This window comes from Occallatibacter sp., assembly GCF_036502485.1.
In the GTDB taxonomy this organism is placed as follows: Bacteria; Acidobacteriota; Terriglobia; order Terriglobales; family Acidobacteriaceae; genus Telmatobacter.
Genome location: NZ_DASXYM010000082.1, coordinates 21920 through 43963, shown reverse-complemented (window position 1 = coordinate 43963; position 22044 = coordinate 21920). Strand labels below are relative to the sequence as shown.

21 protein-coding genes are annotated in these 22044 nt (G+C 61.2%); 13 read left to right on the top strand and 8 right to left on the bottom strand.

The window, feature by feature from the left end:
• The coding region (locus VGL22_RS11870; protein ID WP_465267138.1) for a multiheme c-type cytochrome at positions 1-1704 on the bottom strand (1704 nt) is incomplete at its 3' end.
• A 257-nt stretch (positions 1705-1961) separates the two neighbouring features.
• On the opposite strand from VGL22_RS11870, the gene VGL22_RS11865 reads away from it, so the two are divergent.
• From VGL22_RS11865 to VGL22_RS11805, 13 genes are all read left to right on the top strand, one after another.
• Positions 1962-2438 carry a hypothetical protein gene (locus VGL22_RS11865; RefSeq protein WP_465267137.1) on the top strand — a complete coding sequence of 159 codons (477 nt, stop codon included), beginning with the start codon at positions 1962-1964 and terminating at the stop codon, positions 2436-2438.
• Between the two features lie 174 nt (positions 2439-2612).
• Positions 2613-2984: an NADH-quinone oxidoreductase subunit A gene (locus VGL22_RS11860; protein ID WP_465267136.1), complete on the top strand. Its 372-nt coding sequence runs from the start codon at positions 2613-2615 to the stop codon at positions 2982-2984.
• Positions 2985-3152: 168 nt separating this feature from the next.
• Positions 3153-3764, top strand: a complete 612-nt coding sequence (locus VGL22_RS11855) for an NADH-quinone oxidoreductase subunit B (RefSeq protein ID WP_465267135.1) — start codon at positions 3153-3155, stop codon at positions 3762-3764.
• A 109-nt stretch (positions 3765-3873) separates the two neighbouring features.
• Positions 3874-4587 (top strand): NADH-quinone oxidoreductase subunit C, encoded by a 714-nt coding sequence (locus VGL22_RS11850; RefSeq protein WP_465267134.1) that lies wholly within the window; start codon positions 3874-3876, stop codon positions 4585-4587.
• A complete protein-coding gene (locus VGL22_RS11845; protein ID WP_465267133.1) occupies positions 4584-5801 on the top strand; it encodes an NADH-quinone oxidoreductase subunit D in 1218 nt (405 codons plus the stop codon). Before VGL22_RS11850 ends, VGL22_RS11845 begins: the two co-directional genes overlap by 4 nt.
• A gap of 177 nt (positions 5802-5978) precedes the next feature.
• Positions 5979-6899, top strand: coding sequence for a 4Fe-4S dicluster domain-containing protein (locus VGL22_RS11840; RefSeq protein ID WP_465267132.1), 921 nt, complete (start codon positions 5979-5981; stop codon positions 6897-6899).
• 3 nt (positions 6900-6902) lie between these two features.
• On the top strand, positions 6903-8078 hold the full coding sequence (gene nuoH, locus VGL22_RS11835; RefSeq protein ID WP_465267131.1) for an NADH-quinone oxidoreductase subunit NuoH: 1176 nt from the start codon (positions 6903-6905) through the stop codon (positions 8076-8078).
• A gap of 39 nt (positions 8079-8117) precedes the next feature.
• The gene (locus tag VGL22_RS11830; RefSeq protein WP_465267139.1) at positions 8118-8609 is read left to right on the top strand and encodes an NADH-quinone oxidoreductase subunit J family protein; all 492 of its coding nucleotides are present in this window, start codon (positions 8118-8120) and stop codon (positions 8607-8609) included.
• Complete coding sequence (nuoK, locus tag VGL22_RS11825) at positions 8606-8917, top strand: NADH-quinone oxidoreductase subunit NuoK (RefSeq protein WP_260792731.1); 312 nt, start codon at positions 8606-8608, stop codon at positions 8915-8917. The genes VGL22_RS11830 and nuoK overlap by 4 nt, the downstream gene beginning before the upstream one ends.
• Positions 8918-8924: 7 nt before the next feature.
• Complete coding sequence (gene nuoL, locus VGL22_RS11820; RefSeq protein WP_465267130.1) at positions 8925-11006, top strand: NADH-quinone oxidoreductase subunit L; 2082 nt, start codon at positions 8925-8927, stop codon at positions 11004-11006.
• The gene (locus VGL22_RS11815) at positions 11003-12523 is read left to right on the top strand and encodes a complex I subunit 4 family protein (RefSeq protein WP_465267129.1); all 1521 of its coding nucleotides are present in this window, start codon (positions 11003-11005) and stop codon (positions 12521-12523) included. Before nuoL ends, VGL22_RS11815 begins: the two co-directional genes overlap by 4 nt.
• Positions 12524-14032, top strand: a complete 1509-nt coding sequence (locus VGL22_RS11810; protein ID WP_465267128.1) for a complex I subunit 4 family protein — start codon at positions 12524-12526, stop codon at positions 14030-14032.
• The gene (locus tag VGL22_RS11805; protein ID WP_465267127.1) at positions 14029-15546 is read left to right on the top strand and encodes an NADH-quinone oxidoreductase subunit N; all 1518 of its coding nucleotides are present in this window, start codon (positions 14029-14031) and stop codon (positions 15544-15546) included. Before VGL22_RS11810 ends, VGL22_RS11805 begins: the two co-directional genes overlap by 4 nt.
• A 102-nt stretch (positions 15547-15648) precedes the next feature.
• Here VGL22_RS11805 and sdhB read toward each other — a convergent pair whose 3' ends face one another.
• The 7 genes from sdhB to VGL22_RS11770 form a co-directional block, all read right to left on the bottom strand.
• Positions 15649-16398 carry a succinate dehydrogenase iron-sulfur subunit gene (sdhB, locus tag VGL22_RS11800; RefSeq protein WP_465267126.1) on the bottom strand — a complete coding sequence of 250 codons (750 nt, stop codon included), beginning with the start codon at positions 16396-16398 and terminating at the stop codon, positions 15649-15651.
• Between the two features lie 203 nt (positions 16399-16601).
• Positions 16602-16856 carry a hypothetical protein gene (locus VGL22_RS11795; RefSeq protein ID WP_465267125.1) on the bottom strand — a complete coding sequence of 85 codons (255 nt, stop codon included), beginning with the start codon at positions 16854-16856 and terminating at the stop codon, positions 16602-16604.
• A 29-nt stretch (positions 16857-16885) separates the two neighbouring features.
• Positions 16886-18667 carry a succinate dehydrogenase flavoprotein subunit gene (gene sdhA, locus VGL22_RS11790; RefSeq protein WP_465267124.1) on the bottom strand — a complete coding sequence of 594 codons (1782 nt, stop codon included), beginning with the start codon at positions 18665-18667 and terminating at the stop codon, positions 16886-16888.
• Positions 18668-18714: 47 nt separating this feature from the next.
• Positions 18715-19194: a carboxymuconolactone decarboxylase family protein gene (locus VGL22_RS11785; protein ID WP_465267123.1), complete on the bottom strand. Its 480-nt coding sequence runs from the start codon at positions 19192-19194 to the stop codon at positions 18715-18717.
• 13 nt (positions 19195-19207) lie between these two features.
• A complete protein-coding gene (locus VGL22_RS11780; protein ID WP_465267122.1) occupies positions 19208-19957 on the bottom strand; it encodes a succinate dehydrogenase cytochrome b558 subunit in 750 nt (249 codons plus the stop codon).
• A 180-nt stretch (positions 19958-20137) separates the two neighbouring features.
• Entirely contained in the window at positions 20138-21301 is a 1164-nt protein-coding gene (locus VGL22_RS11775; RefSeq protein ID WP_465267121.1) for a right-handed parallel beta-helix repeat-containing protein, read from the bottom strand.
• A gap of 29 nt (positions 21302-21330) precedes the next feature.
• Positions 21331-21957 (bottom strand): non-canonical purine NTP pyrophosphatase, encoded by a 627-nt coding sequence (locus VGL22_RS11770; protein WP_465267120.1) that lies wholly within the window; start codon positions 21955-21957, stop codon positions 21331-21333.
• Positions 21958-22044: the final 87 nt, after the last annotated feature.

Genomic DNA, 22044 nt, shown 5'->3' with positions numbered 1-22044 from the left:
AGAGGATGCAGCTGCAGAGTCAGGCGGATTGTCGCCGATGCAGAGGGTGCGGGTCTGTGAGGCGATCTCCATGACGGGCTGGGGATAGGGTTTGTTTTTGGGCATGGACGGATCGCCGGCCATGGCGTAGTCGGCAAAGTGCTGGTTGAAGCGGCGGTACTTGACCGTGGCGGTGATGGTGTATTTGCCCTTTGCGTTCTTGGGCAGGCGGAACCGGTAGCGGGCGAGCTGGGCGCGGCCGGACTGAATGCTGTTGTTGTAAGCCAGCACGCGGTTGTGCCAGATCTGGTGGATGTCGTTGAGCTCGCCTTTGGTGTTGATGAGGCGGTTGGTGAAGGAGTGCGCGGAGGGGTCGAGGTCGCCGTTGGGCTTGATGAAGCCTGACTCCGCGAGGTTTTTGCCGGACTCGTCCTTCAACACAAAGTCGACCCAGGACTCGTAGAAGTCCCTCTGCTCGGGGACGAGGGAGTGGGCGATGCCTTTGTTCTGGATGACGACGTCGGCGGTCAGGGTTTCCCCTGGAGCGAGGGCGAAGCGTGTTGTGCCGAGGGGTGCGATCTCAACGTTGTCGGATGCGGTGGCGGCGGCGTTTTCCTTTTCGATGCCGAAGATGTCGACATTCAGGACGCCTTTGCCGTCAGGGCCGTTGCGGAGGAAGCCGGCGAGCTTTTTGGCCTGCTCGTCGTACTTGTAGTAGGCGGGCATCAAGCTGTTGCCGCCCAGCCAGCGGTGGGAAGCGAACTTGCCGTCCTTGGCGCCGGGATCTTCCGCAGCCTCGTCGTTTCTGGGCATGTGGCAGGTCTGGCAGGTGGAGACGGAATCTTTGCGATAGAAGGGAAGCGGCGACTGTTTTGTGAAGCTGGCGCCCTGCCACTCGTCATAGACCGAGAAGGCGCGGAGCCATTTGTAGTCGTCGAGGGCAGTGGGGATGGCGGCTTTGTGGCAGGCGGCGCAAAATTCGGCGGTCTTGTAGAGGGGGCGCATGACCGCTTTGGAGTGGCGGTCGAGGTGGGCGAGAATCTCGGCGTCGGCAACGGGCCGGGTGACGGGAGCGCCTTTGTCGTCGACCAGGACGGCGGGGATGCCCATGACGTAGCTGCCGGTACCGGTCGCGTCCGTGGATTGGATGGAGTGGCAGGTGGAGCAGGTTACGCCTTCGTCCTCCATGGGGCGCTTCTTGGGCATGCCCTGGGTCAGGTCGCCGGAGAGCAGCGCGACGGGGTTGTGACAGCCCTCGCAGTGGCGGGAGAACTGGACGCCCTTCTCGGCGATAAGCATGTTGACGTTCTTGAGGTACCAGGGGGCGCGGAAGGCGTTGGAGTGTACGGACTCGCGCCACTGGTGATAGGCGGCCTTGTGGCAGTGGCCGCAGTACTCGGCGGTGGGAAAGCTCTTGGGATCAATGAACTGGCCGTTGGCCGAGGTCGCGTTCGAGGGCAGGAAGGGCGATTCCTTGCCGAAGGCGTAGTTGTATTTGGCGGCGACGGAGTTGTGGAATTGGGTGGTGGGTCCGGTGATTTTGATGGCGGCCGTGTAGGCGGCTCCGGCTGTCGAGGGGGTATCAGGGGCGGCCGGGGGGGTGGGGGTATTGCCGGGAGACTTGTCGCCGGGGCCGGAGGCTGCGAGGACGGCGTAGGTGACCGTGAGGCAGAATGCTGCGACGATGACGGTCAGCAAAGCTCGGCGCAGCGCGGTCCTGGACATGATGCGGGTGGTCTCCCGGGAGATTGTGAGCCCGCCGGCTGGACGAAGAATCTGGACCGGGGGACACCAAAAAAGGTATCAGGGTTGGGGGAGAACGCGTCTCCACCGAAGGGTGGAGCGACCGGGAAGAGGGAGCCGGGACACAGTGACCGAGTGGCACAGTCCCGGATGATGCGGACAGTTCGGAAAGTGTCAGGGTGCGCCGGTTAACGGGCGAAGCGCGCAGGTAGGGTGCAGTCAGGAGGCTTGAAAAGCCAATGAAGAGATTGATTGCGATGAGTTTGCTGGTTGTGCTGGTGGGGGCAGGAGTGCGGGTGCATGCCGAGGATGGTGCGGACATGACGTATATCAGCGGGACCGTTGCGGGAATGAAGGAAGGGACGGCGGGAAGCCTGGATATGACAGCGGTGAAGGAGCTGAGGTTCCACGCCGGGGCGGAGGAGTTGTCGGTGCCGTTTGAGCGGATGACACGGATCGAATATCGCGAGGAGAACCGGTTCAGGCTGGGGGTGGTGGGGACCATTGTGGTGGGAATTGTGAAGGCGCGGGAAAAGGTGCACACGGTGACGATCACCTGGACCGACGACAAGGGTACGCCGAACGTGGCGACGCTGGGGATGACGAGGGAAAGGGCAGTCAATGTTTTGGATGTTTTGAAGGCAAGGACGCATGTTGTGCCCACGGCATGCGAGGCGAAGTTCAACCGGAGTTGCGTGCAGCCGAAGAAAGATTAGTCAGGGGGGGCGGTATGAGCCGGCGCACATGGCGCCGGCTTTTCTTGCAGCGAGCGGTTCACAGGATGGGATGAACGGTAAAGAAACCGCTTTAGTCGGTGAGTTAGGTCACAACGGTTTCGCCAAAGGGTGGTACAAACTTGTATCTTGGAATAGAGGATACCGTCTCGGGAAATGGCATCAAGTCCTTATTTTTCTCTCGCGATCCTGTTTGCCGCTGCGCTGGGTTTTGGGCTGGCCCCGCTGGCGCTGGCCTGGCTGTGGGCGCGGGTGTTTTCGCCCGCCAAACCGAACCGGATCAAGAACGCCATTTACGAGTGTGGGCTGGAATCGCAGGGTGACGCCTGGGTGCAATTCCGGTCGGCTTACTATCTCTACGCCATCATATTTCTCATTTTCGACGTGGAAGCGGTGTTCCTGCTGCCTTTTGCTGTGGCTTTTACGGGTTTGAGCGGTGCTGCCTGCATGGCCATGCTGGTTTTCGTGCTCCTGCTGGTGGAAGGACTGGCATGGGCGTGGGCCAAGGGCGTGCTGACGTGGGCGTGAAGGCGGCCGGAGGCGGTCAGTGGTCCGTGGCAGACTTCGGGGCGGAGCAGGTTGGATGGCTGGCGTGTGCGGGATGTACTCGCCCAGGCGCCAGGTGAATGGGTTGGCGTTGATCACTGATCACCGATCACTGATCACTTGAGCGAAGCGAATGAGCGAAGCGAATTTATGGCTGTTGATCAGAAATTGAATATAGAACTCGGCAAGCAGGGCGTGGTGGTCACGAGCATCCAGGAGATTTATAACTGGGGGCGGAAGAGCTCGGTTTGGCCGATGCAGTTTGGACTGGCGTGCTGTGCGATCGAGATGATTGCGACGACGATGGCCCGCTATGATCTGGCGCGATTTGGCGCGGAGGTATTTCGCCCCTCGCCTCGGCAGGCCGATCTGATGATCGTGTCAGGCACGGTAACCAAAAAGATGGCTCCGCAGGTGGTGCGGCTTTACAACCAGATGGCCGAGCCGCGGTATGTGATCGCCATGGGCGCGTGTGCGATTTCCGGCGGCCCGTTCAAGCAGGGTTACAACGTGCTGAAGGGGATCGACCGTTATATTCCGGTGGATGTGCATATCCCGGGATGCCCGCCGCGGCCTGAGGCGCTGATTCACGCGTTCATGACGCTGCAGAAGAAGATCGAAGGCCAGAACCTGACGGGCGAGAACCGGCCGAGGCATCTGGATGAGGACGCGCAGGGCGAGTTTCCCGTGCCCGAGCCGGGCGCGCATGACATTGAGCCGCCGGCAAACCCGGATGTGTGGCACTTCCCGATTATTCGATAAGGGCGGGGAAAAAGGGAAAAGGGGAAAAGGGGAAAAGCAGGTCCTTCGTCGCTGCGCTCCTCAGGATGACAAGGTCTTGTTTTGGTGGCAAGTTTTTGAGGACAGAAGATTGAAGACGGTTGAAGAGATCAAGGCGGCGATAGAGGCGGCGGTTCCGGGTGTGGCTGTGACGGTGATTGCGAACGGCAGCCCGAGCGGTCAGCACTCGCTGCTGGTGGACGCTGAACATGGCTTTGCTGTGGCGACGTTTCTGCGCGACGACGCGGAACTGGCGCTTGACTTTCTGTCGAATGTGACGGGTGTGGACTGGCTGGACAGGGAGATCACGCAGAAGGTCAAGGTCGCGAAACAGGTTCCGAAGGAAGTGGACGGAGTGCAGACGCTGGTTGAGGAGACCGTTGAGGAGACGCGCAAGCACAAAGAGCCTGGATACCTGGAGGCGGTGTATCACCTCTTCTCAGTGAAGAAGAGGCATGGGCCGGTGGTAATTCGGATGCGCACGAAGAACCGGACGGACGAGGTGGAGCTTCCTTCGGTGACGCCGGTGTGGCGGGCGGCCGAGTTTCAGGAGCGCGAGATTTTCGATCTTTACGGGATTGTGTTCAAGGGTCATCCGGACATGCGGCGCATTTTGATGTGGGATGAGTTCAAGGATCATCCGATGCGCAAGGATTATGTGGAGCCCGATGATTTCGAGTACGAGCCGACGGCCCATGACACGGTTTTGAAGCGCCACCAGGCGCACGTCGCGAAGATAGAGACGGGGGAGGCGGGGCTGGGTCAGCCGGGTTCAACCGCAGCGGCGACGGGAGCAAAGGCATGAGCGATACGGCAACGACTTCAGGCGTCGCAGTGGAGAAGGCGCGCGCGGCCGCGTCTGACGCTCAGCCGCGACTGGAGACATGGAACCGTCCGCCGGTGATTGAGCCGGAGGGCGATGCCGAGCTGCTGGAAGTGTCGATGGGCCCGCATCATCCTTCCACGCACGGCGTATTTCGCATGGATGTGGCGCTGGATGGCGAGAGGGTGATCCGGCTGAAGCCGGTGTTCGGCTATCTGCATCGCAACCACGAGCAGATCGCCGAGAGTGCGAGCTACCTGTCGATGATGCCGTATACGGACCGGCTGGACTATTTCTGCTCGATGACCAACAACTGGGCATACGCGCTGGCGGTGGAGAAGCTGGTGGGCCAGGCGGTGCCGGAGCGAGCCGAATATATTCGCGTGATTCTGGCCGAGCTGACGCGGGTTCAGAATCATGCATCCGCCATCGGGTTCCTCATTCAGGAGATGGGCGCGAGCGGAACACCCCTGATGTATGCGTTCAAGATGCGCGAGAAGATCCTGGATCTTTTCGAGAGCCTGAGCGGGTCGCGCATGATGTGCAACTACATGCGGTTCGGCGGCTGCAGGGTGGATGTGTCGGAACCGTGGCTGGCGCAGGCTCGCAAGGTGACTGAAGGGCTGCCGCAATTCGTGGACGAGTTTGAGGCGTTGCTGTCGGGCAACGAGATTTTGATGGCGCGCTGCCAGGGGGTGGGCGTGCTGAAGCCGGAGCTGGCCGTGAATGCGGGCATCAGCGGGCCGATGCTGCGTGCATCAGGCGTGGGCTACGACATTCGCAAGGTGGACCGCTACGGCATTTACGACCGGTTCAAGTTCCGCGTGCCGGTGGGCGAGCATGGGGACATCTTCGACCGCTACATGATCCGCATTCTGGAGATACGGGAGTCGATTGGAATTCTGGAGCAGGCGCTGAAGGAAGTTCCGGGCGGCCCGGTGATGGATCCAAAGGCGAAGATTCGCGGTTTCAAGCCGAAGGCCGGCGAGGCGTACGGACGGATTGAAGCGCCCAAGGGCGAGCTTGGGTTCTATCTGATCAGCATGGGGGAGACGGCGCCGTACCGGTATCGCGTGCGTCCGCCGAGCCTGATCAATCTGACGGTTCTCGAAGATATGTGCCTTGGGCATAACGTAGCCGATGTGGTGCTGATCTTCGGAAGCGTGGATATTGTGCTTGGGGAAGTGGACAGGTAGACCGGATTGCAGGCTTCTAGCTCCTAGCTTCTAGCTGCTAGCTTGTGTCTGGTGAACAAGGCAGTTGCGATGACTCTACAAGGCAGTTGCGATGACTCTAAAAGAATTAGGCTGGGAAGCTGCATTCTGGCGTGAATCGGCTAGAAGCTAGCAGCTAGAAGCTGGGAGCTGTATTGAATGCTGGGTGAAGGCATACTGAAGGGCTTGAAGGAGACGGCGAGGAACGCGTTGGGCAGTTTTGTCTCCGAGGAACGGCTGACGACGGTGGAGTATCCGGAGCAGCGGATTCCGCTGCCCGAAGCTTCGCGCAATTTTCCGTTTCTGGTGTATGACGGCACGGACTGGGAGTCGGGGCTGCGCTGCGTGGCGTGCCAGATCTGCGAGAAAGAGTGCCCTCCCAAGTGCATCTACATCGACAAGAGCAAGGACAAGAAGCCGGATGCGGTCGGCAAGCAGCAGTTCTATCCGGCGCGGTTCGATATTGATATTTCGGTGTGCATGAGCTGCCAGATATGTGTCGAGGTGTGCCCGTTCGAAGCTATCAAGATGGACACCGAGTTTGAATTGTCTACCGATGACAGATTCGGTGAGCTGCTGCTGGATCGCAAGGAACTGGCGAAGTCGAACGAGTATTACCACCAGGTTCATCCAACGGAAGCCACGGAAGTGGATGACAGGCTCGCCAGGGAGAGAGCAGCCGCTGAGGCCAAGGCGAAGGCTGCCGCGGCTGCGGCTGCAGCAAAGGCTGCGGCGCCGGCGGGTGCGACTACGGCTGCGGCGGCCGCAGCGAAACCGGCGGCTCCGGCCGTGGGCACTCCCGCAGCGAAGCCGGCGACGGCTGTGCCTGCGAACACATCTGCCGTGCCGGCTTCAGAGATTCCGGCCGGGGAGACCGCAAAGAATCCGACGGGCACTCCGACGAAGGCTGCCACCGCTCCGCCGGCTGAGCAGAATGCGGTTCCGCACGCGGAAGCGCCCCGGGCGCCGAAGTTCGATGCGGCTAAGCCGGATGCGGCCAAGCCGGATGCGGCTAAGCCGGATGCGGCCAAGCCGGATGTGCTCAAGGCGGAAACCAGGAAAGAAGGAGACGCAAGCTAGATCATGGCTAACACGCTCGACCAGATCTTCGTTCTCCTCAAGCATTGGATCGTTGCTCATTTACCTGTCGCCATCCAGCCGCTGGTCAGTGTTGTGCTGAGCGTGGTGGCAATCATTGCTGTGTTTCCGGCGCTGTTCGCGTTGACCACGGTGATTGAGCGCAAGGGCCTGGGCCGGATGCAGAACCGCATCGGCCCGAATCGCACAGGGCCTTATGGGATTCTGCAGCCGGTAGCGGACGGGATCAAGTCGCTTACTAAGGAAGACATCGTTCCTGCCAGCGCCGACGCGGTGGTGCACTTTGTTGCACCGCTGGTGCTGGTGGTGGCCGTCTTTCTGGGGTTCGCGGTACTCCCCATGGGGCGCAACATGCAGCTTATCGACATGGATGCGAGCCTGCTCTTCTACTTCGCGATTGGGGCCTCGACGGAGCTGTCGATCTTTATGGCGGGCTGGTCAAGCCGCAACAAGTACTCGCTGCTGGGCGCGATGCGCGCGGTGGCGCAGATGATCAGCTATGAAGTGCCGCTCTTAATGTCGACGGTGGCGATTGTGATGATGTCGGGCTCGCTGTCGCTGGTGAAGATTGTGGAAGCGCAGAACCAGTACACGTGGGGACTGCCGCACTGGTACATCTTCACGCCTTGGGGATTTGCGGCGTTCATCATGTTCTGCATTGCGGCGATGGCGGAGACAAACCGCTCGCCATTCGACTTGCCGGAAGGTGAATCGGAATTGGTGGCGGGTTACTTCACGGAGTACTCAGGATTCAAGTTTGCGCTGTTCTTCCTGGGCGAGTACCTGGCGATGTTCTCCATTTCCGGGCTGGGTACGACGTTGTTTCTAGGCGGATGGTCGGCCCCCCTGGCGGCGCTGAGCTTCATGCCGTCGTGGATATGGTTCTTCTCGAAGGTCATGTTGTCGATCGTGGTGATGATCTGGATTCGCGGCACGCTGCCGCGGCTGCGGCAGGATCAGTTGATGAACTTCGCATGGAAGTTTGTGCTGCCGATGACGCTGCTGAATTTGTTTGTGGCGGGGCTGTGGCGGTTTATGGGCGAAGGAATCCTGCGCTGGATCGTGTGCTCGGTGATTCTGCTGGGCGCCTACGTGATTGTGGGGCGCACGGAGATGCGGCGCAAGAAGATCGGGCCGAGGAGCTATCGGTATGCGGAGTAAATCCTCGGCGAACTGGGAAAGGAGCGGCCGTTGAACATCGTGTTCTGGATTTTGGCCGTGATTACGGTGCTCGGCGGCCTTACGGCGGTGACCCTGAAGAACACCGTGCATTGCGCTCTGGCTGTGACAGTGGCGTTTGCGGGCCTGGCCCTTCTGTTCCTGCAACTGGACGCGCAGTTCGCGGGCTTCGCGCAGATTCTGGTGTACATTGGCGCGGTTGCGATCCTGGTGGTGTTTGCGATTCTGCTGACGCGCGGATCGGATACACCGACGACGGGGGTTTTCAGCCGGACATGGTTTGTCGGGCTGCTGATTGCAGCGGCGGTGTTCGCGGTGCTTGGGTGGGCAGTGCTGCACAGTGCCGAGGCGCTACCGAATGAAACCGCAGCCCCTGCCATTACGGTTCAGCAAATCGGCAATGCGCTGATGAGCCGGTATGTGCTCCCGCTGGAGATTGTGGCTCTGCTGCTGACGGCGGCCATGCTGGGGGCGGTGATCGTGGCGATGCATGAGAAGGGGGAGCCGAAGTGACGCCTCTCGCTGGATATTTGCTGGTTGCGGCGCTTGTGTTTGCCATTGGCCTGGCCGGCGCGCTGACGCGGCGCAACGCCATCCTGGTGCTGATCGGGATTGAGCTGATGCTGAACGCCGCGAATTTGAACCTGGTGGCATTCTGGCGCTACTCGCCGCATCCGGAAGCGCTGACCGGCATGATGTTTGCGGTATTTTCGATTGCTGTGGCTGCCGCCGAAGCGGCGGTTGGATTGGGTCTTGTGATTGCTCTGTACAGACATGCACGCACAGCCGATCTGGACGAGATCAACAGGATGAAGGGGTGAGCCGCTGATGCAGGAAGTGCAAGAGGCAATTCAGTTCTCTCCTTACGCTGTGGCGTCGTGGATCGGGAGGATTCTCTGGCTGATTCCCGCGCTGCCGATGGTGGCGGCCGGCATCATCGCGCTGCTGAAGCAGCCAAAGCGCAAGCTCGCGTCCTCACTCGCGATTGGCTCGCTGTTCCTCTCGCTGCTGTTGTCGCTGGCGGCCTTTGCGGATGTGCTGGCAGGCTGGGCCAGCGGGCACGCGGTGCGGGAGACGGTGAATTTTGCGTGGCTCACGTTCGGCGCCACTCCCGTTGAGCTGGGTTGGATTCTCGATCCGCTTGCGGCTGTGATGCTGGTGATGGTCACTTTTGTGGGGCTGCTGATCTTCATCTATTCCACCGGCTACATGGCGCACGACGAGAACTACACGCGCTTCTTCTGTTTTCTCTCGCTGTTTGCGGGGGCCATGCTGGGAGTTGTCATTGCCAACAGCCTGCTCCTGCTGTTCATGTGCTGGGAGCTGGTGGGGTTGACGTCGTATCTGCTGATCGGTTTCTGGTATCAGAAGCCGTCCGCTGCGGCGGCGGCAAAAAAGGCATTCCTCACCACGCGCGTAGGCGATATTTTTTTCCTGCTCGGGATTGTGTGGCTGTTTGCGCAGACGGGGACGTTGCTGTTTTACAGCCAGGGCGCGGGGAACATGGAGCCAACTGCGCTCGCCGGCATGCTGGCTTCTCCGGCTGCGCTGGGACTTAGCGCGGCGACCGCGATTGGCTTGCTGATTTTTGCGGGAGCGGCAGGAAAGAGCGGCCAGTTGCCGCTGCATGTCTGGCTGCCGGATGCGATGGAAGGTCCGACGCCGGTGTCCGCTTTGATCCACGCGGCAACGATGGTGGCTGCGGGTGTGTACCTGATTGCGCGGGTGTATCCGCTGATGGCCGCAGGCGTGCAGCCGGGGGGGACAACCACAGCCCTCACAGTGGTGACGTGGGTGGGTGCATGCACAGCGGTGTTTGCCGCGCTGATTGCCGTGGCGCAGAACGATATCAAGCGCATCCTGGCCTACTCGACGGTTTCACAACTCGGGTACATGATGGCGGGCCTGGGGCTGGGCGGTGTGGCGGTGGGCATGTTCCACCTGATCACGCATGCGTTTTTCAAGGCGCTGCTGTTCATGGGCGCCGGCTCGGTGATCCACGGGTGCCATGAGGAGCAGGACATCCGGCACATGGGCGGATTGTCGAAGACGATGCGCGTGACCTTTCTGGCTTATCTTGCCGGCATGCTGGCGCTGACCGGATTCCCGCTGGTGTTCTCAGGATTCTGGTCGAAGGACGCCATTCTGGAGTCGGCGCATCAGTGGAAAGCCGGCCAGGGACCGTACTTTCTTCTGGTGTTTGGCGCGCTGCTGACGGCTTTTTACATGACGCGGCAGATGGGGTATGTGTTCAGCGGAAATTATCGCGGGCACGGGGATGCGCATGAAAGTCCGCGGGTGATGACGATGCCGCTGGTCATTCTGGCATTCTTTGCGATCGCGCTGGGTGGATTGGGCACGCCGCTTTGGCCGTGGTTCCGCAGTTTTCTGCTGGATCGTCCGGCGAGCTTCGGACTGACGGGGTTTCATGAGCCGGGCTTGCTTGTGCTGATGCTTACTTCGACGGCCGTTGTGGCGATTGGCTACGGTATCGGATGGGCTCTTTATGTGGGCAAATCTCCGGCGGCGAGCGAGCCGGACGCACTGGAGTCGAAGATTGGCCCGGTGTGGACCGCGCTGAGTCACAGGCTATATGTGGACGAGCTCTACGGCGTGACGGTGATCGCGTTTTACTACTGGTGGGCGGGTGTGGCCGATTGGTTGGATCGGCGAGTCTGGGGCGGCATGGTGGGCGCAGTGACATGGTTCTTCGGGCTGTGGGCAAAGTTCAATCGCTTCCTCGATGAGACGTTTGTGAATGGCGGCTTCGACAAAGGCTGCGAAGAGCTTTCGATTGGTGGAGGGCTCCTGGCGCGCGTGCAATCGGGGCGCGTGCAGACCTATTTGCGGCTGCTTGCGCTGGCGGTCGTTGTGCTGGCCGCAATTCTGATCTGGAGCAGCCGCGGATGAACGGATTTCCGATACTCACTCTTTTGACCGCGCTGCCTGTTCTGGGGGCTATTCTTGCGCTTGCCACGGGGAAGCATGCGCGCGGCGTGGCGATGATCACCGCGCTTCTGACGCTGGCTCTGTCGCTGGTGGTGTGGATGCACATTCCGGCGGATGGAAGCCTGGGGCTCCTGGAGCGGCGCGCATGGGCGCCTTCGCTGGGTATTGAATATCAGCTTGGGGTGGATGGTCTGGGCGCGCTGATGCTGGTGCTCTCCGCGTTGGTTTCGCTGATGGCGATTGACGCGTCACATCGCGTGCACAACGGGGCGGGGCTCTACTTCTGCCTGGTGCTGCTGCTGGAGGCGGGGCTGTTCGGCACGTTTACGGCGCTGAACTTCTACCACTGGTTTCTCTACTGGGAACTCAGCCTGATTCCGGCGTTCTTTCTGATCAAGCTGTGGGGAGGGCCGAAGCGCGGGCCGGCGGCGACACAGTTCTTCGTCTACACGATGGCGGGTTCGGTGGGGTTGCTGCTTGCCATGCTGGCCTTGTTCCTGGTGACAGGGAGCATGGATTTCCATCATCTCTCTCTGCTTGCATCCACCGGAGAGCTAGAGCAGATGGTGACCGCGCATTTTGGCGGGCACATCATGCTGTGGCTTGCAGCAGGCGCGCTGGCCGGGTTCGCAGTGAAGGTGCCGCTGATGCCGTTCCACACATGGCTGCCGGCTGCTTACAGTGAAGCGCCTTCGCCGGTGACGATGCTGCTGACGGGCACGATGTCGAAGATGGGCGTGTACGGTTTGTTGCGCATCGCGGTGCCGCTGTTCGGGCACGAGATTGCGCAAATGAGAACTCCGCTGCTGGTGCTCGCGGTTGTAACCGTTGTGATGGGCGCATGGGCAGCGGCGGCGCAGAAGGATCTGAAGCGCATCTTCGCATACTCGTCTGTGAATCACCTGGGCTACTGTCAGCTTGCAATTTTCGCGCTGGCCGTCCCGGCGACGGGTGCGGCGATGCAGGCCAGCCAGGCTGCGGCGCTGAACGGCGTGATTCTACAGATGTTCAATCACGGCATCACCGCGGCCGCGCTGTTCTGGTTCATCAGCATGCTGCAGCAGCGTTCGGGCGGTTTGCGTGGTATTGAGGATTTTGGCGGTTTGCGCAAACCGGCGCCCGTGTTCGCCGGGCTGATGGGCTTCGCCCTGTTCTCGTCGCTGGGACTGCCGGGGCTGAATGGCTTTGTCGGCGAGTTTCTGATCTTCCGCGGCGTGTTTCCGCTTTCGTGGATTGCGGGAACGGTTTCAGTGCTGGGGCTGCTGGTGACCGCAGCCGTAATCCTTACCGTGATTCAGAAAGTCTTTGCGGGGCCTGTACCGGAGCGGTGGGCCGCATTTCCTGATCTGCAGGCGGGCGAGCGGCTGGCTATTGCGCCGGTCATTGGCCTGATGGTTCTCATTGGTCTCGTGCCCCAACTGATTACAGACAGCGTGAACCCGACGGTGGTGAACCTGCTGGCGCACTGGAGATTTTAGATGTTGGCTTGGACGATCTATCTCTCGTTTGCCGGCGCACTGGTTGAAGTGCTTCTGCCCAAGGGCAGGGCGGGGCTGGCGCGCGGCTTGGCGCTGGCATGTGCCGTCGCCGGCCTTGTTATCGCAGTTGCAGGATTTGCTGCGGGTGCCGGCCAGGGCCGTATCACGATCACGGACGTGGCGTGGGTTCCCGCGATGGGCATTCATTATCTGCTGGCTGCCGATGGCATCAGCCGCGTGCTGGTGTTGCTCACCGGGCTGGCCGCTGTGGCAGGCGTGCTGTTCAGTTGGAACGTGGAGCGCCGCACGAATGAGTTTTTCGCTTTCTTTCTGGCGCTGATCGGCGGCGTGTATGGCGTCTTTCTTAGCTTCGATCTGTTCCTGCTTTTTGTGTTCTATGAAATCGCCATTGTGCCGAAGTACTTCCTGATCGCCATCTGGGGATCGACGCGGCGCGAGTACGCTGCGATGAAGCTGGCGCTCTATTCATTTGCCGGATCGGCGATGGTGCTGATCGCCTTGCTCGCCGCCTATGCGGGTTCCGGCAGTCATTCCACATCGCTCGACTTTCTCGCGCATGCGGGACTGTCGACCGAGTTTCAGATGTGGGCTTTTCCGCTGACGTTTGTGGGGTTCGGGATTCTGGCGGGCATGTGGCCGTTCCACACCTGGGCGCCGACCGGCCACGTTGCTGCGCCCACGGCCGCATCGATGCTGCTGGCGGGCGTGGTGATGAAGCTGGGGGCCTATGGATGCCTCCGCGTGGCGATGGGGCTGTTCCCGCATGGAATGGACCCGTGGGGATTCACGCTGCTCGGCATCGGATCGTGGCGGGATGTGTTCGCGATCCTCGCTGTGATCGGAATCGTCTACGGCGCGCTCGTGGCCCTGGTGCAGACGGACTTCAAGTTCGTGATCGGCTACTCATCCGTGAGCCATATGGGCTTTGTGCTGCTGGGCCTGATGACTCTGAACCAGATTGGCCTCACGGGCGCGGTGCTGCAGATGTATTCGCACGGCGTGATCGCGGGACTGCTGTTCGCGATTGTGGGCCGGATGGTTTACGACCGGGCGCATACGCGGCAGTTCCCGGAACTGGAGCGGATGCATTTGATGCGGCGCCTGCCGTTCGCTGCATGGGCGTTCGTGGTTGCCGGCATGGCGTCGATGGGATTGCCTGGATTCTCAGGATTTGTGGCGGAGTTGCAGGTGCTGGTGGGATCGTGGCACGCAACTCCGTGGTGGACCGCAGCGGCTGGCATCGGCATTGTGATTGGCGTGGCCTATACGTGGCGCGCGCTGCAGAAAGCGTTCTTCACGGATATCCGCCCGACGGCGGAGGATCACCCCAAGGAAGGGTGGGGCGACCTTGGCGCTATCACGTGGCCTGAGGTGACGGGGTTCGCCCTTCTCACCGCGGCCAGTTTGATTATCGGCGTATATCCGAGGCTTTTGCTCGACACCATTGAACCGGCGGTCAAGACGTTTCTGGCGGGAGGCGCGCAATGAATTACGCAGATCTCTTCCGCATAACGCTGCCGGAGACGGCGCTTGAAGTGACTGCACTGCTGGTGCTGGTCGTCGATCTGGCGTTTTTGCGCAAGGCGGCGCTGCAGTTGCGCGCGTCGGTAGCGGCCTTGCTGGGAATCGTGGGCTGCATTGCGGCGCTATGGCTGATGCCGGGGAACGCGATTCTCAGCACAGACGGCACCGCTAATACGGCTCTACTCGTCACGGGCGGTTGGGTCGCGGCTGCACAGATCGGAATCCTGGTACTGACCGGGCTCACGCTGGTGTTTCTGATTGACGCGCGATTTACGCGGCATGTGGGCGAGTACGTTGCCATTGTGCTGATGTCGGCCACGGGCGGGCTGTTGATTGCCGGGGCGCAGGATCTTCTGGTGATCTTTGTCGGGCTCGAACTGCTGAGCCTGGGGCTTTACATCCTCACTGCTTTCGCGAAGCAGTCGGGCCGCAGCGCGGAAGCTGCCATGAAGTATTACCTGTTTGGCGGGATGTCGGCGGCTTTCCTGCTGTTCGGGTTCAGTTATCTATATGGCCTGACGGGTTCAACGAACTTGCACCGGGTCGCACAGGGCTCCATTACCTCGTACGGATCGGGAAGCCCGCTGTTCTATGTGGCGCTGGTGCTGGTCGCCGCGGGGCTTGGATTCAAGGTGGCCGCGGTGCCGTTCCATCTGTGGGCACCGGATGCGTATGAAGGGGCTCCGGCTCCGGCGGCGGCGTTTATCGCTTCGGTGTCAAAGGTGGCGAGTTTCGCGTTGCTGATCGGAATCGGAATGGCAATTGCGCGGCCATTCGGGGATGCGCATGTGGTTCGGTTCGTTGCCATTCACAGCGGACCGCCGCAGCGGTATATTGGGCTGGCGCATCAGTGGTCGCTGCTGCTGGTGGTGCTCGCGGCCGTTTCGATGGCAGTGGGTAATCTGGCCGCCCTGGCGCAGATCAGCGTGCGCAGGCTGCTGGCGTATTCCGCCATTGCGCATGCGGGATACATGTTGCTGGCGCTGGGGTATCTGTCCTCGCGGAGTGCGACTGCTGTTCTGTACTACATCCTGACGTACGGGCTTACGACGATCGCGGCGTTCGGGGTGATTGGCGTGGTGGAACGCGCGACGGGCACTGACCGGATGGATGGCTTTCTGGGGCTGAGCAGGCGGAACCCTCTGCTTGCCGGGGTATTGCTCGTATTGTTTCTTTCTCTTGCGGGAATTCCGCCGCTGGTGGGCTTCTGGGCGAAGTTCAACCTGTTTGCGGCGGTGCTTGCGACGGGGCAGGGAGCAGTGCCGTTCGCGCTTGTGGCGCTTGCGGTGGCTTTCAGCGCGGTGTCGCTTTACTACTATCTGCAAGTGCTGAAGCGGGCCTACGTCATGGCGGCGACGGATGAGACGCCGATCCGGGTTCATCCGGTGACGATGATTGTGCTGTTGCTGATTGCGGCGGCGGTGGTGGTGCTGGGATGCTTGCCGGCGTTGCTGCAGAATTGGATCGCGAGTTTCTAACAGCAGGGGTCAGGGACCAGGGGTCAGGGACCAGAAAACATCAGGGACGGGGCTTTCGCCGCGTCCCTGATGTTTTGAATGAGAGTCGAAGCAGAAGCGCGATTACTTCCGCAGCCAGTCTTTCGCTTTCTGAATGAGAACGTCGCGGCCGACGTCGCTGATGGCGTCGGTCAGGGGAATGCTCTTGGGGCAGGCTTCCACGCAGTTCTGCGCGTAGCCGCACTCCTGGATGCCGCCGTCGCCGGAGAGTGCGCGGAGGCGTTCTTCCTTGAACACTTTGCCGGTGGGGTGGTTGTTGAAGAGCTTGACCTGGGCGATGGTGGCTGCGCCCACAAAGCCGGTGGCGTCGTTGAACTGCGGGCAGACTTCCATGCAGCAAGTGCAACTGATGCAGTTGGAGAGCGGGTAATTGGCTTCCTGCTGCTGCGGGAAGACGCGCGGGCCGGAACCCAGATCATAGGTGCCGTCGACGGGAACCCAGGCTTTGACGCGCATCAGATTTTCAAACAGAACGGAACGGTCAACCTGGAGGTCGCGGACGAGAGGGAATTTGGAGAGCGGCTCGAGCTTGATGGGCTGGTCGAGGTTTTCCACCAGCGCCGAGCAGGCCATGCGGGCCTTGCCATTGATGCGCATCGCGCAGGAGCCGCAGATCTCCTCAAGGCAATTCGAGTCGTAGGTGATGGGTGTGGTGTCTTTGCCGTCGGCGGTGGTGGGGTTGGCGGCGATCTCCATCATGGCGGAGATGACGTTCATGCCGGGGCGCCACTCGAGTTCGAACTTCTCCCATACCGCCGGCGAATCGGGGCTGGCCTGGCGCTTGATTTCGAATTGAACCGTTTTGTTTGCCATTGTTCGGCGTTCCCTCAGGGGCTAAAGCCCCGGACCTTCTTCCGATTCATGGGGCACGGCTGAAGCCGTGCCCTTTCCCAGCATCGTCCCTACGGGACTTGGATCTTCTTTGTGCTGCCTACCCCACGCTGAAGCGCGGGGCTAACGAACGTTGCGCCTACGGCGCGGTTTGGCACGGTTGAAGCCGTGCCATGTAGCAAAGCTCATGCGAACCTCCGAAGAATGGCGGCAACCGCGATCCCGATCATGGACTTTCGGTGCTTACCATCAATTCGTCTGCGCAATGCGAGGTAGACGTCCTCGGTTACAAGTCCCACTCCAACCAGAGCCCAGATTCCAGCCCAAGTGGCGTGGTGTTTGGGATCGCCATACAGCGCGAACCATGCTATGAAGGCATCCAGCAAAATGAAGAGAAACAGTCCGAAGCCAAGTATTCCGATCCATACGATTCCGGCCATTGGACGCTCCTTTCATCCGCCCGTCGATCCTATTTCGCGGCGTCGTAACGACGCGGGCGCGGCTTGATGTACTGCGTGTCCACGTCCTCGTATTCCAACTTCGGCCCTTCGATGGTGCCGGTGAAGCTGGCCTTGGTGGTCTTGAGAAACTTCTCGTCGTTGCGGTCAGGGAAGTCGGGCTTGTAGTGCGCGCCGCGCGATTCATCGCGAAGGAGCGCGCCCTGCACCACCACGCGCGAGAGTTCCAGCATGTTCTTGAGCTGGCGAGTGAAGGCGAAGCTGGTATTGGCCCACTGGCTTTTGTCGGCCAGGTTTACCTTGTCGTAGCGTTCCAGTAGTTGCACGATCTTCTGATCGGCTTCCTTGAGGCCCTTGTTGTAGCGGATGACGGTGGCGTGCTCAGTCATGGTCACGCCCAGCTCGCGCCAGAGGCGGAAGGGATTCTCGTTGCCCTGGTTGGTGATGAGGCGCTTGTTGATTTCAGCCTGGCGCGCGACTTCGGCCGCTGCCCCGCCGTCGCCTTCAACCGCGGCAACGCTCTTTGCGTATTTGACTGCGATGGGCCCGGCGGAGAAGCCGCCATGGATGCAGCTGACGAGCGAGTTCGCGCCGAGGCGGTTGGCGCCGTGATACTGGTATTCGCACTCGCCGGCGGCGAAAAGGCCGGGAATGTTGGTCATCTGATTGAAGTCCACCCAAAGGCCGCCCATGGTGTAATGCATGCCCGGGAAGATCTTCATGGGAACTTCGCGGGGGTCGTCGCCCACAAATTTCTCGTAGATCTCGAGGATGCCTTCGAGCTTACGGTTCAGCGTGGCGCGGTCGATGTGCGTCAGGTCGAGGTAGACCATGGGCTGGCCGTCGATGCCCAGGCCTAGTTCGTAGACGATCTTGTGGATGGCGCGTGTGGCGACGTCGCGCGGCACCAAGTTGCCGTACTTGGGGTACCACTCCTCAAGAAAGTAAAAGCGTTCGCTCTCCGGAATTTGCTTCCACGGACGATTGTCGGCGGCTTTCCTGGGCACCCACACGCGGCCGCCTTCGCCGCGGGCTGACTCGGACATGAGCCGCAGCTTGTCTTCGCCGGGGATGGAGGTGGGGTGCACCTGGATGAACTCGCCGTTGGCGTAGAAGGCGCCCTGCTGGAACACGGCCGCCTGCGCGGAGCCCGTGCAGACGACGGAGTTGGTGCTCTTGCCGAAGATGGCGCCGACGCCTCCGGTGGCAAGAATCACAGCTTCGGCAGGGAAGGGGCGCAATTCCATCGTGCGCAGGTCCAGGGCGGTGATGCCGCGGCAGACGCCCTTGCCGTCAACGATGGCCGACAGGAATTCCCAACCCTCGTACTTCTTGACTTTGCCTTCGGTCTCATAGCGGCGCACCTGCTCGTCAAGCGCGTAGAGAAGCTGCTGTCCGGTGGTGGCGCCGGCGAAGGCGGTGCGGTGGTAGAGCGTGCCGCCGAACCGGCGGAAGTCGAGCAGGCCCTCGGGGGTGCGATTGAACGGGACGCCCATGCGGTCGAGCAGGTCGATGATGGAAGGCGCGGCCTCGCACATGGCCTTGACGGGAGTCTGGTTGGCGAGGAAGTCGCCGCCATAAATAGTGTCGTCAAAGTGCTGCCAGGTGGTATCGCCTTCGCCCTTAAGGTTCTTGGCGGCGTTGATCCCGCCCTGCGCGCAAACGGAGTGCGACCGCTTGACCGGGACGATCGAGAACAGGTCGACGTTGCCGCCGGCCTCGGCGATTTTGATAACCGCCGCAAGACCTGCGAGGCCGCCGCCGACCACGATGATTCTGGGTGATGCCGCCATTTTCGAAGGGATCCTTTCTTGCACCCAAGCTGCGCATTGCGCAGGTACTACACGGAGGAACCCGGGATGGGCGGCGCAAAGCGAAACGGCGCCGCTACCCTGTTCCAAAAATTGATTTGCCCAATGGCTGTTGTGAGGAAGATGATCTCGCGCTCGTTGAAGTGCATGGCCAGCGCGGCGTAGGCGTGGTCACCCACAGGATGGGTTGCCAGCATGGTCACGCGTTCAGCCCATTCGAGCGCAGCACATTCACGCGCAGAGAAGATGCCGGCCTCGCGCCACGCCGCGAGCAGGTCGAGCTTTGCAGCCGCCAGGCCAAACTTGCGCGCATCGTTCAAGTGGTATTGCACGCAGTAGGCGCAGCCGTTTATCTGCGAGACGCGAATCTTGAGCAACTCGATGAGGTCGCGCTCCATTCCGGACTGGCGCATGGCGCGGGTGATGGCGGCCATTGCCGTAGCCATCTCGGGGATGGTCTGCTGGAATGTTTCCCAGTCGATGCGCGCGTTGTTTGCTGCAGTTGTCACGAGCGGAGGCGCCTCACTGTTGGGTCGCTGGCGCGACGAGCATCGTCACGGGTTCCACGTTCTGCGGCGCGTTGGCGTACCTGGGGCTGACGAACGCCCACATGCTGGCCAGGCCCATGATGCAAAGCAGAACGCCGCCCGCCAGGCATACCCAGCCGAAGCGGCGACGCGCCGTTTCGCCGGGCGTGATGCCCCACTTCGCCGCAAACAGCCACACACCGTAGGCGAAGTGCCAGCACACGGCAATCATGGCGATGATGTAGATGGCGAGCATGATGGGGTGGGAGAGCTCTTGCTGCACCTTCCAGAACGACGCGCCCGGATGCTCTGGCAGGTCAACGCCGGAGAATCTCTGGCGCCAGACGTGCTGCCCGATGTACAGGAGCGAGATCAGGCCGGTCCAGCGCTGCGCTACATAGAGCCAGTTGCCGGCCCAGGGGTAATAAACCACATTCGACTTGCCGCGCAGCCAGATATAGACGCCGTACAAGCCGTGATAGGCGAGCGGAAGGAAGATGAACGTCCATTCCAGCACCCGCACCAGCGGCAGGGAATTGAGGAACTTGACCTGTGCGGCGTAGGCCGCGGGGCCTTTGAGCGCCTCGAAGTTCGACAGCAGATGCTCGACGAGGAATGCGCCTATGGGGATGATGCCGAGCAGCGAATGCAGCCTGCGCCACAGGAACGAATTGCCTTCACCGGCGCGGAGAGGCTGCACTCCGGCGCTAAGCTTGGGCGCCGCGGGATGTTGGGCTGTTGCCATTGAGATGTCAGCTCCTGGAGGCTGGCTGATCCGGATTCCGGAAGGGTTTGCGTTTCGGATAGAGGGACGCGCGCGTGACGCTGTTTACCCCTAGCATTATTCGGAACGCGCGTTACGCTCGTCAAGGATGCGCGGCAGTTAAATGGTGTGGCTGCACAATTTTCCGCGACATCGCAACGCTCACCACTTCCTTGCAAAGTCAGTAAACAGGCGTCCGGGGTTGTCAGCAACGATGACACCTTCAGTGGCAGCCCCTGTTTCAAGTATCAACTGCTTGATCGCGCCATCGTGCAGCACGTTGTCTTTGACAATGCAGTTGCGCAGGCCGCGATGGACGATGCCGTACGCGGGGCTCCAAACGCCGGAGCCGCCGTCATCGCGCCCCGCCTGCAGCGTGTTGCCGATGCAGGTGATGCCTTCGCACTCATCGAGCAGGATGTTTGCGGAGTCATGGCTGGAGGGGTCGGCCAGCTTGCCGCTGCGCTTGATGAAGTTGCCGGTGAGTGCGATCTGGGTGCACGGACCGCGACCCTTGCGCAGAGCGACGCCAACGGTTCCGGCGCGATCAAAAAAGTTCCCGGTGATCTGGTAGCCATCCCCGCCGGCGATGACGAAGTTTTCTTCGCCATTCCACTCAATGCGGTTGGCGGTGAAGGTGACAGAGGCATTCTCCTGCCGGGCGGCGAAACCGGCGCGCTTGTTGCCGCTGAACCAGTTGTCGATGAGGAATCCGTCCCATCCTCGGAGACTGAGCCCGTCGCCTGCGTTGTAGGCCATCATGCTGTGACGAACGCTGAAGCACCATGCACATTCCAGATGAACGCCATCTCCGCTGAAGCGGGCGATCTGACAGCCTTCAATGCGAAAGCCGTCCTCGTGCGGCCCCCATTTGGCGCGCTTGGTGGCGATGCCGTTGATGCTGGAGCCGAGGCCGCGGCCGTCCAGCGAAAGGCCTTGAAGGCTGGCGCCCCGGGCATCGGTCAGATTGAGCAGGCAGGTGGCGCCGGCATCCGCCAGTTGCAGGACTGATCCGCCCGGGCTGCTGTAATTCCAGCCCGGGGTGCCGACAATGGCCACGCCCGGAGGCACGTGCAATTCGCCGGTCACATAGATTCCAGGCGGGAGGAACAATGCGCCGCTGTTGCGCCCGGCGGCGTCCAGAGCGCGCTGCAACGGGACGGTATCGTTCGTCTTGCCGTCGCCCCGGGCGCCGGACTGGCGGGCGTCGAGGAAGGTGCCTTCGCCAGCCGCGGTTTGCGCCATGGCTGCGGAAGAAAAGAGCAGGGAAGCTGAGCCGATAGCAGCTCCCATGGCAATCTGGCGGCGATTCAGCAGGTCACTCATCGATCTTTACCCCTCATCTCCGTGCGGGCTCACTCTCCAATTTGCTGCAGCAGGCCCTCGAGTGCCCGGCCGCGGTGGCTCAAGGTCAGCTTGGTTTCAAGACTGATCTCGGCCATGGTGCTGTCCAGTTCGGGGAGATAGAAGAGGGGATCGTAACCGAACCCTCCGGTGCCACGCGGCGCCTGCATAATGGTGCCTTCCACGGTACCCTCCGCCGTTTTGACCACCTCGCCGTCTCGCGCTGCGGCGAGAACGCACCGATAGCGGGCGCTGCGCTGGTCTTCCGGGGTGTTGGCGAGGCGCTGCAGCAGCAGCATGTTGTTCCAGATATCGGTGTTGTCGATAGGGGCGTCGGGCGAGTCCACCAGCCCGGCGTCGGCGGCGTAGCGTGCCGAGCGCACTCCGGGAGCGCCATCGAGCGCGTCCACTTCGAGGCCTGAGTCGTCCGCCATCACCAGTTCGCCCGGGGCAAAGTGCGAGTAATACACTGCCTTGAGCCGCGCGTTGTCTTCAAAGGTGGTTCCGGTTTCATCTGGCGCAGCAATGGAATGAAGGCCCGGCAGTGGTTCAATCGCAATGTTGTGCGCGTCGGCGGCGGTCCTGAAATCGCGCAGTTTGCCTTGGCTGGACGTCGCTGCGAACAGGCGAAGGATCATGAATTGAGTGTAAGGGAGCGGAATAGAGCTTCCCAAAGGTTCGGTTCGGCATGCACAATGTTTCTGTTTTGAAAAACAAACTGAGGA

Excerpts from the sequence above, each read along its gene's own strand:
- VGL22_RS11865 (WP_465267137.1), top strand. The coding sequence starts at position 1,962 with ATGAAGAGATTGATTGCGATGAGTTTGCTGGTTGTGCTGGTGGGGGCA.
- VGL22_RS11860 (WP_465267136.1), top strand. The coding sequence starts at position 2,613 with ATGGCATCAAGTCCTTATTTTTCTCTCGCGATCCTGTTTGCCGCTGCG.
- VGL22_RS11855 (WP_465267135.1), top strand. The coding sequence starts at position 3,153 with ATGGCTGTTGATCAGAAATTGAATATAGAACTCGGCAAGCAGGGCGTG.
- VGL22_RS11845 (WP_465267133.1), top strand. The coding sequence starts at position 4,584 with ATGAGCGATACGGCAACGACTTCAGGCGTCGCAGTGGAGAAGGCGCGC.
- VGL22_RS11840 (WP_465267132.1), top strand. The coding sequence starts at position 5,979 with ATGCTGGGTGAAGGCATACTGAAGGGCTTGAAGGAGACGGCGAGGAAC.
- nuoH (WP_465267131.1), top strand. The coding sequence starts at position 6,903 with ATGGCTAACACGCTCGACCAGATCTTCGTTCTCCTCAAGCATTGGATC.
- nuoL (WP_465267130.1), top strand. The coding sequence starts at position 8,925 with ATGCAGGAAGTGCAAGAGGCAATTCAGTTCTCTCCTTACGCTGTGGCG.
- VGL22_RS11815 (WP_465267129.1), top strand. The coding sequence starts at position 11,003 with ATGAACGGATTTCCGATACTCACTCTTTTGACCGCGCTGCCTGTTCTG.
- VGL22_RS11810 (WP_465267128.1), top strand. The coding sequence starts at position 12,524 with ATGTTGGCTTGGACGATCTATCTCTCGTTTGCCGGCGCACTGGTTGAA.
- VGL22_RS11805 (WP_465267127.1), top strand. The coding sequence starts at position 14,029 with ATGAATTACGCAGATCTCTTCCGCATAACGCTGCCGGAGACGGCGCTT.
- sdhB (WP_465267126.1), bottom strand. The coding sequence starts at position 16,398 with ATGGCAAACAAAACGGTTCAATTCGAAATCAAGCGCCAGGCCAGCCCC.
- VGL22_RS11795 (WP_465267125.1), bottom strand. The coding sequence starts at position 16,856 with ATGGCCGGAATCGTATGGATCGGAATACTTGGCTTCGGACTGTTTCTC.
- sdhA (WP_465267124.1), bottom strand. The coding sequence starts at position 18,667 with ATGGCGGCATCACCCAGAATCATCGTGGTCGGCGGCGGCCTCGCAGGT.
- VGL22_RS11780 (WP_465267122.1), bottom strand. The coding sequence starts at position 19,957 with ATGGCAACAGCCCAACATCCCGCGGCGCCCAAGCTTAGCGCCGGAGTG.
- VGL22_RS11775 (WP_465267121.1), bottom strand. The coding sequence starts at position 21,301 with ATGAGTGACCTGCTGAATCGCCGCCAGATTGCCATGGGAGCTGCTATC.
- VGL22_RS11770 (WP_465267120.1), bottom strand. The coding sequence starts at position 21,957 with ATGATCCTTCGCCTGTTCGCAGCGACGTCCAGCCAAGGCAAACTGCGC.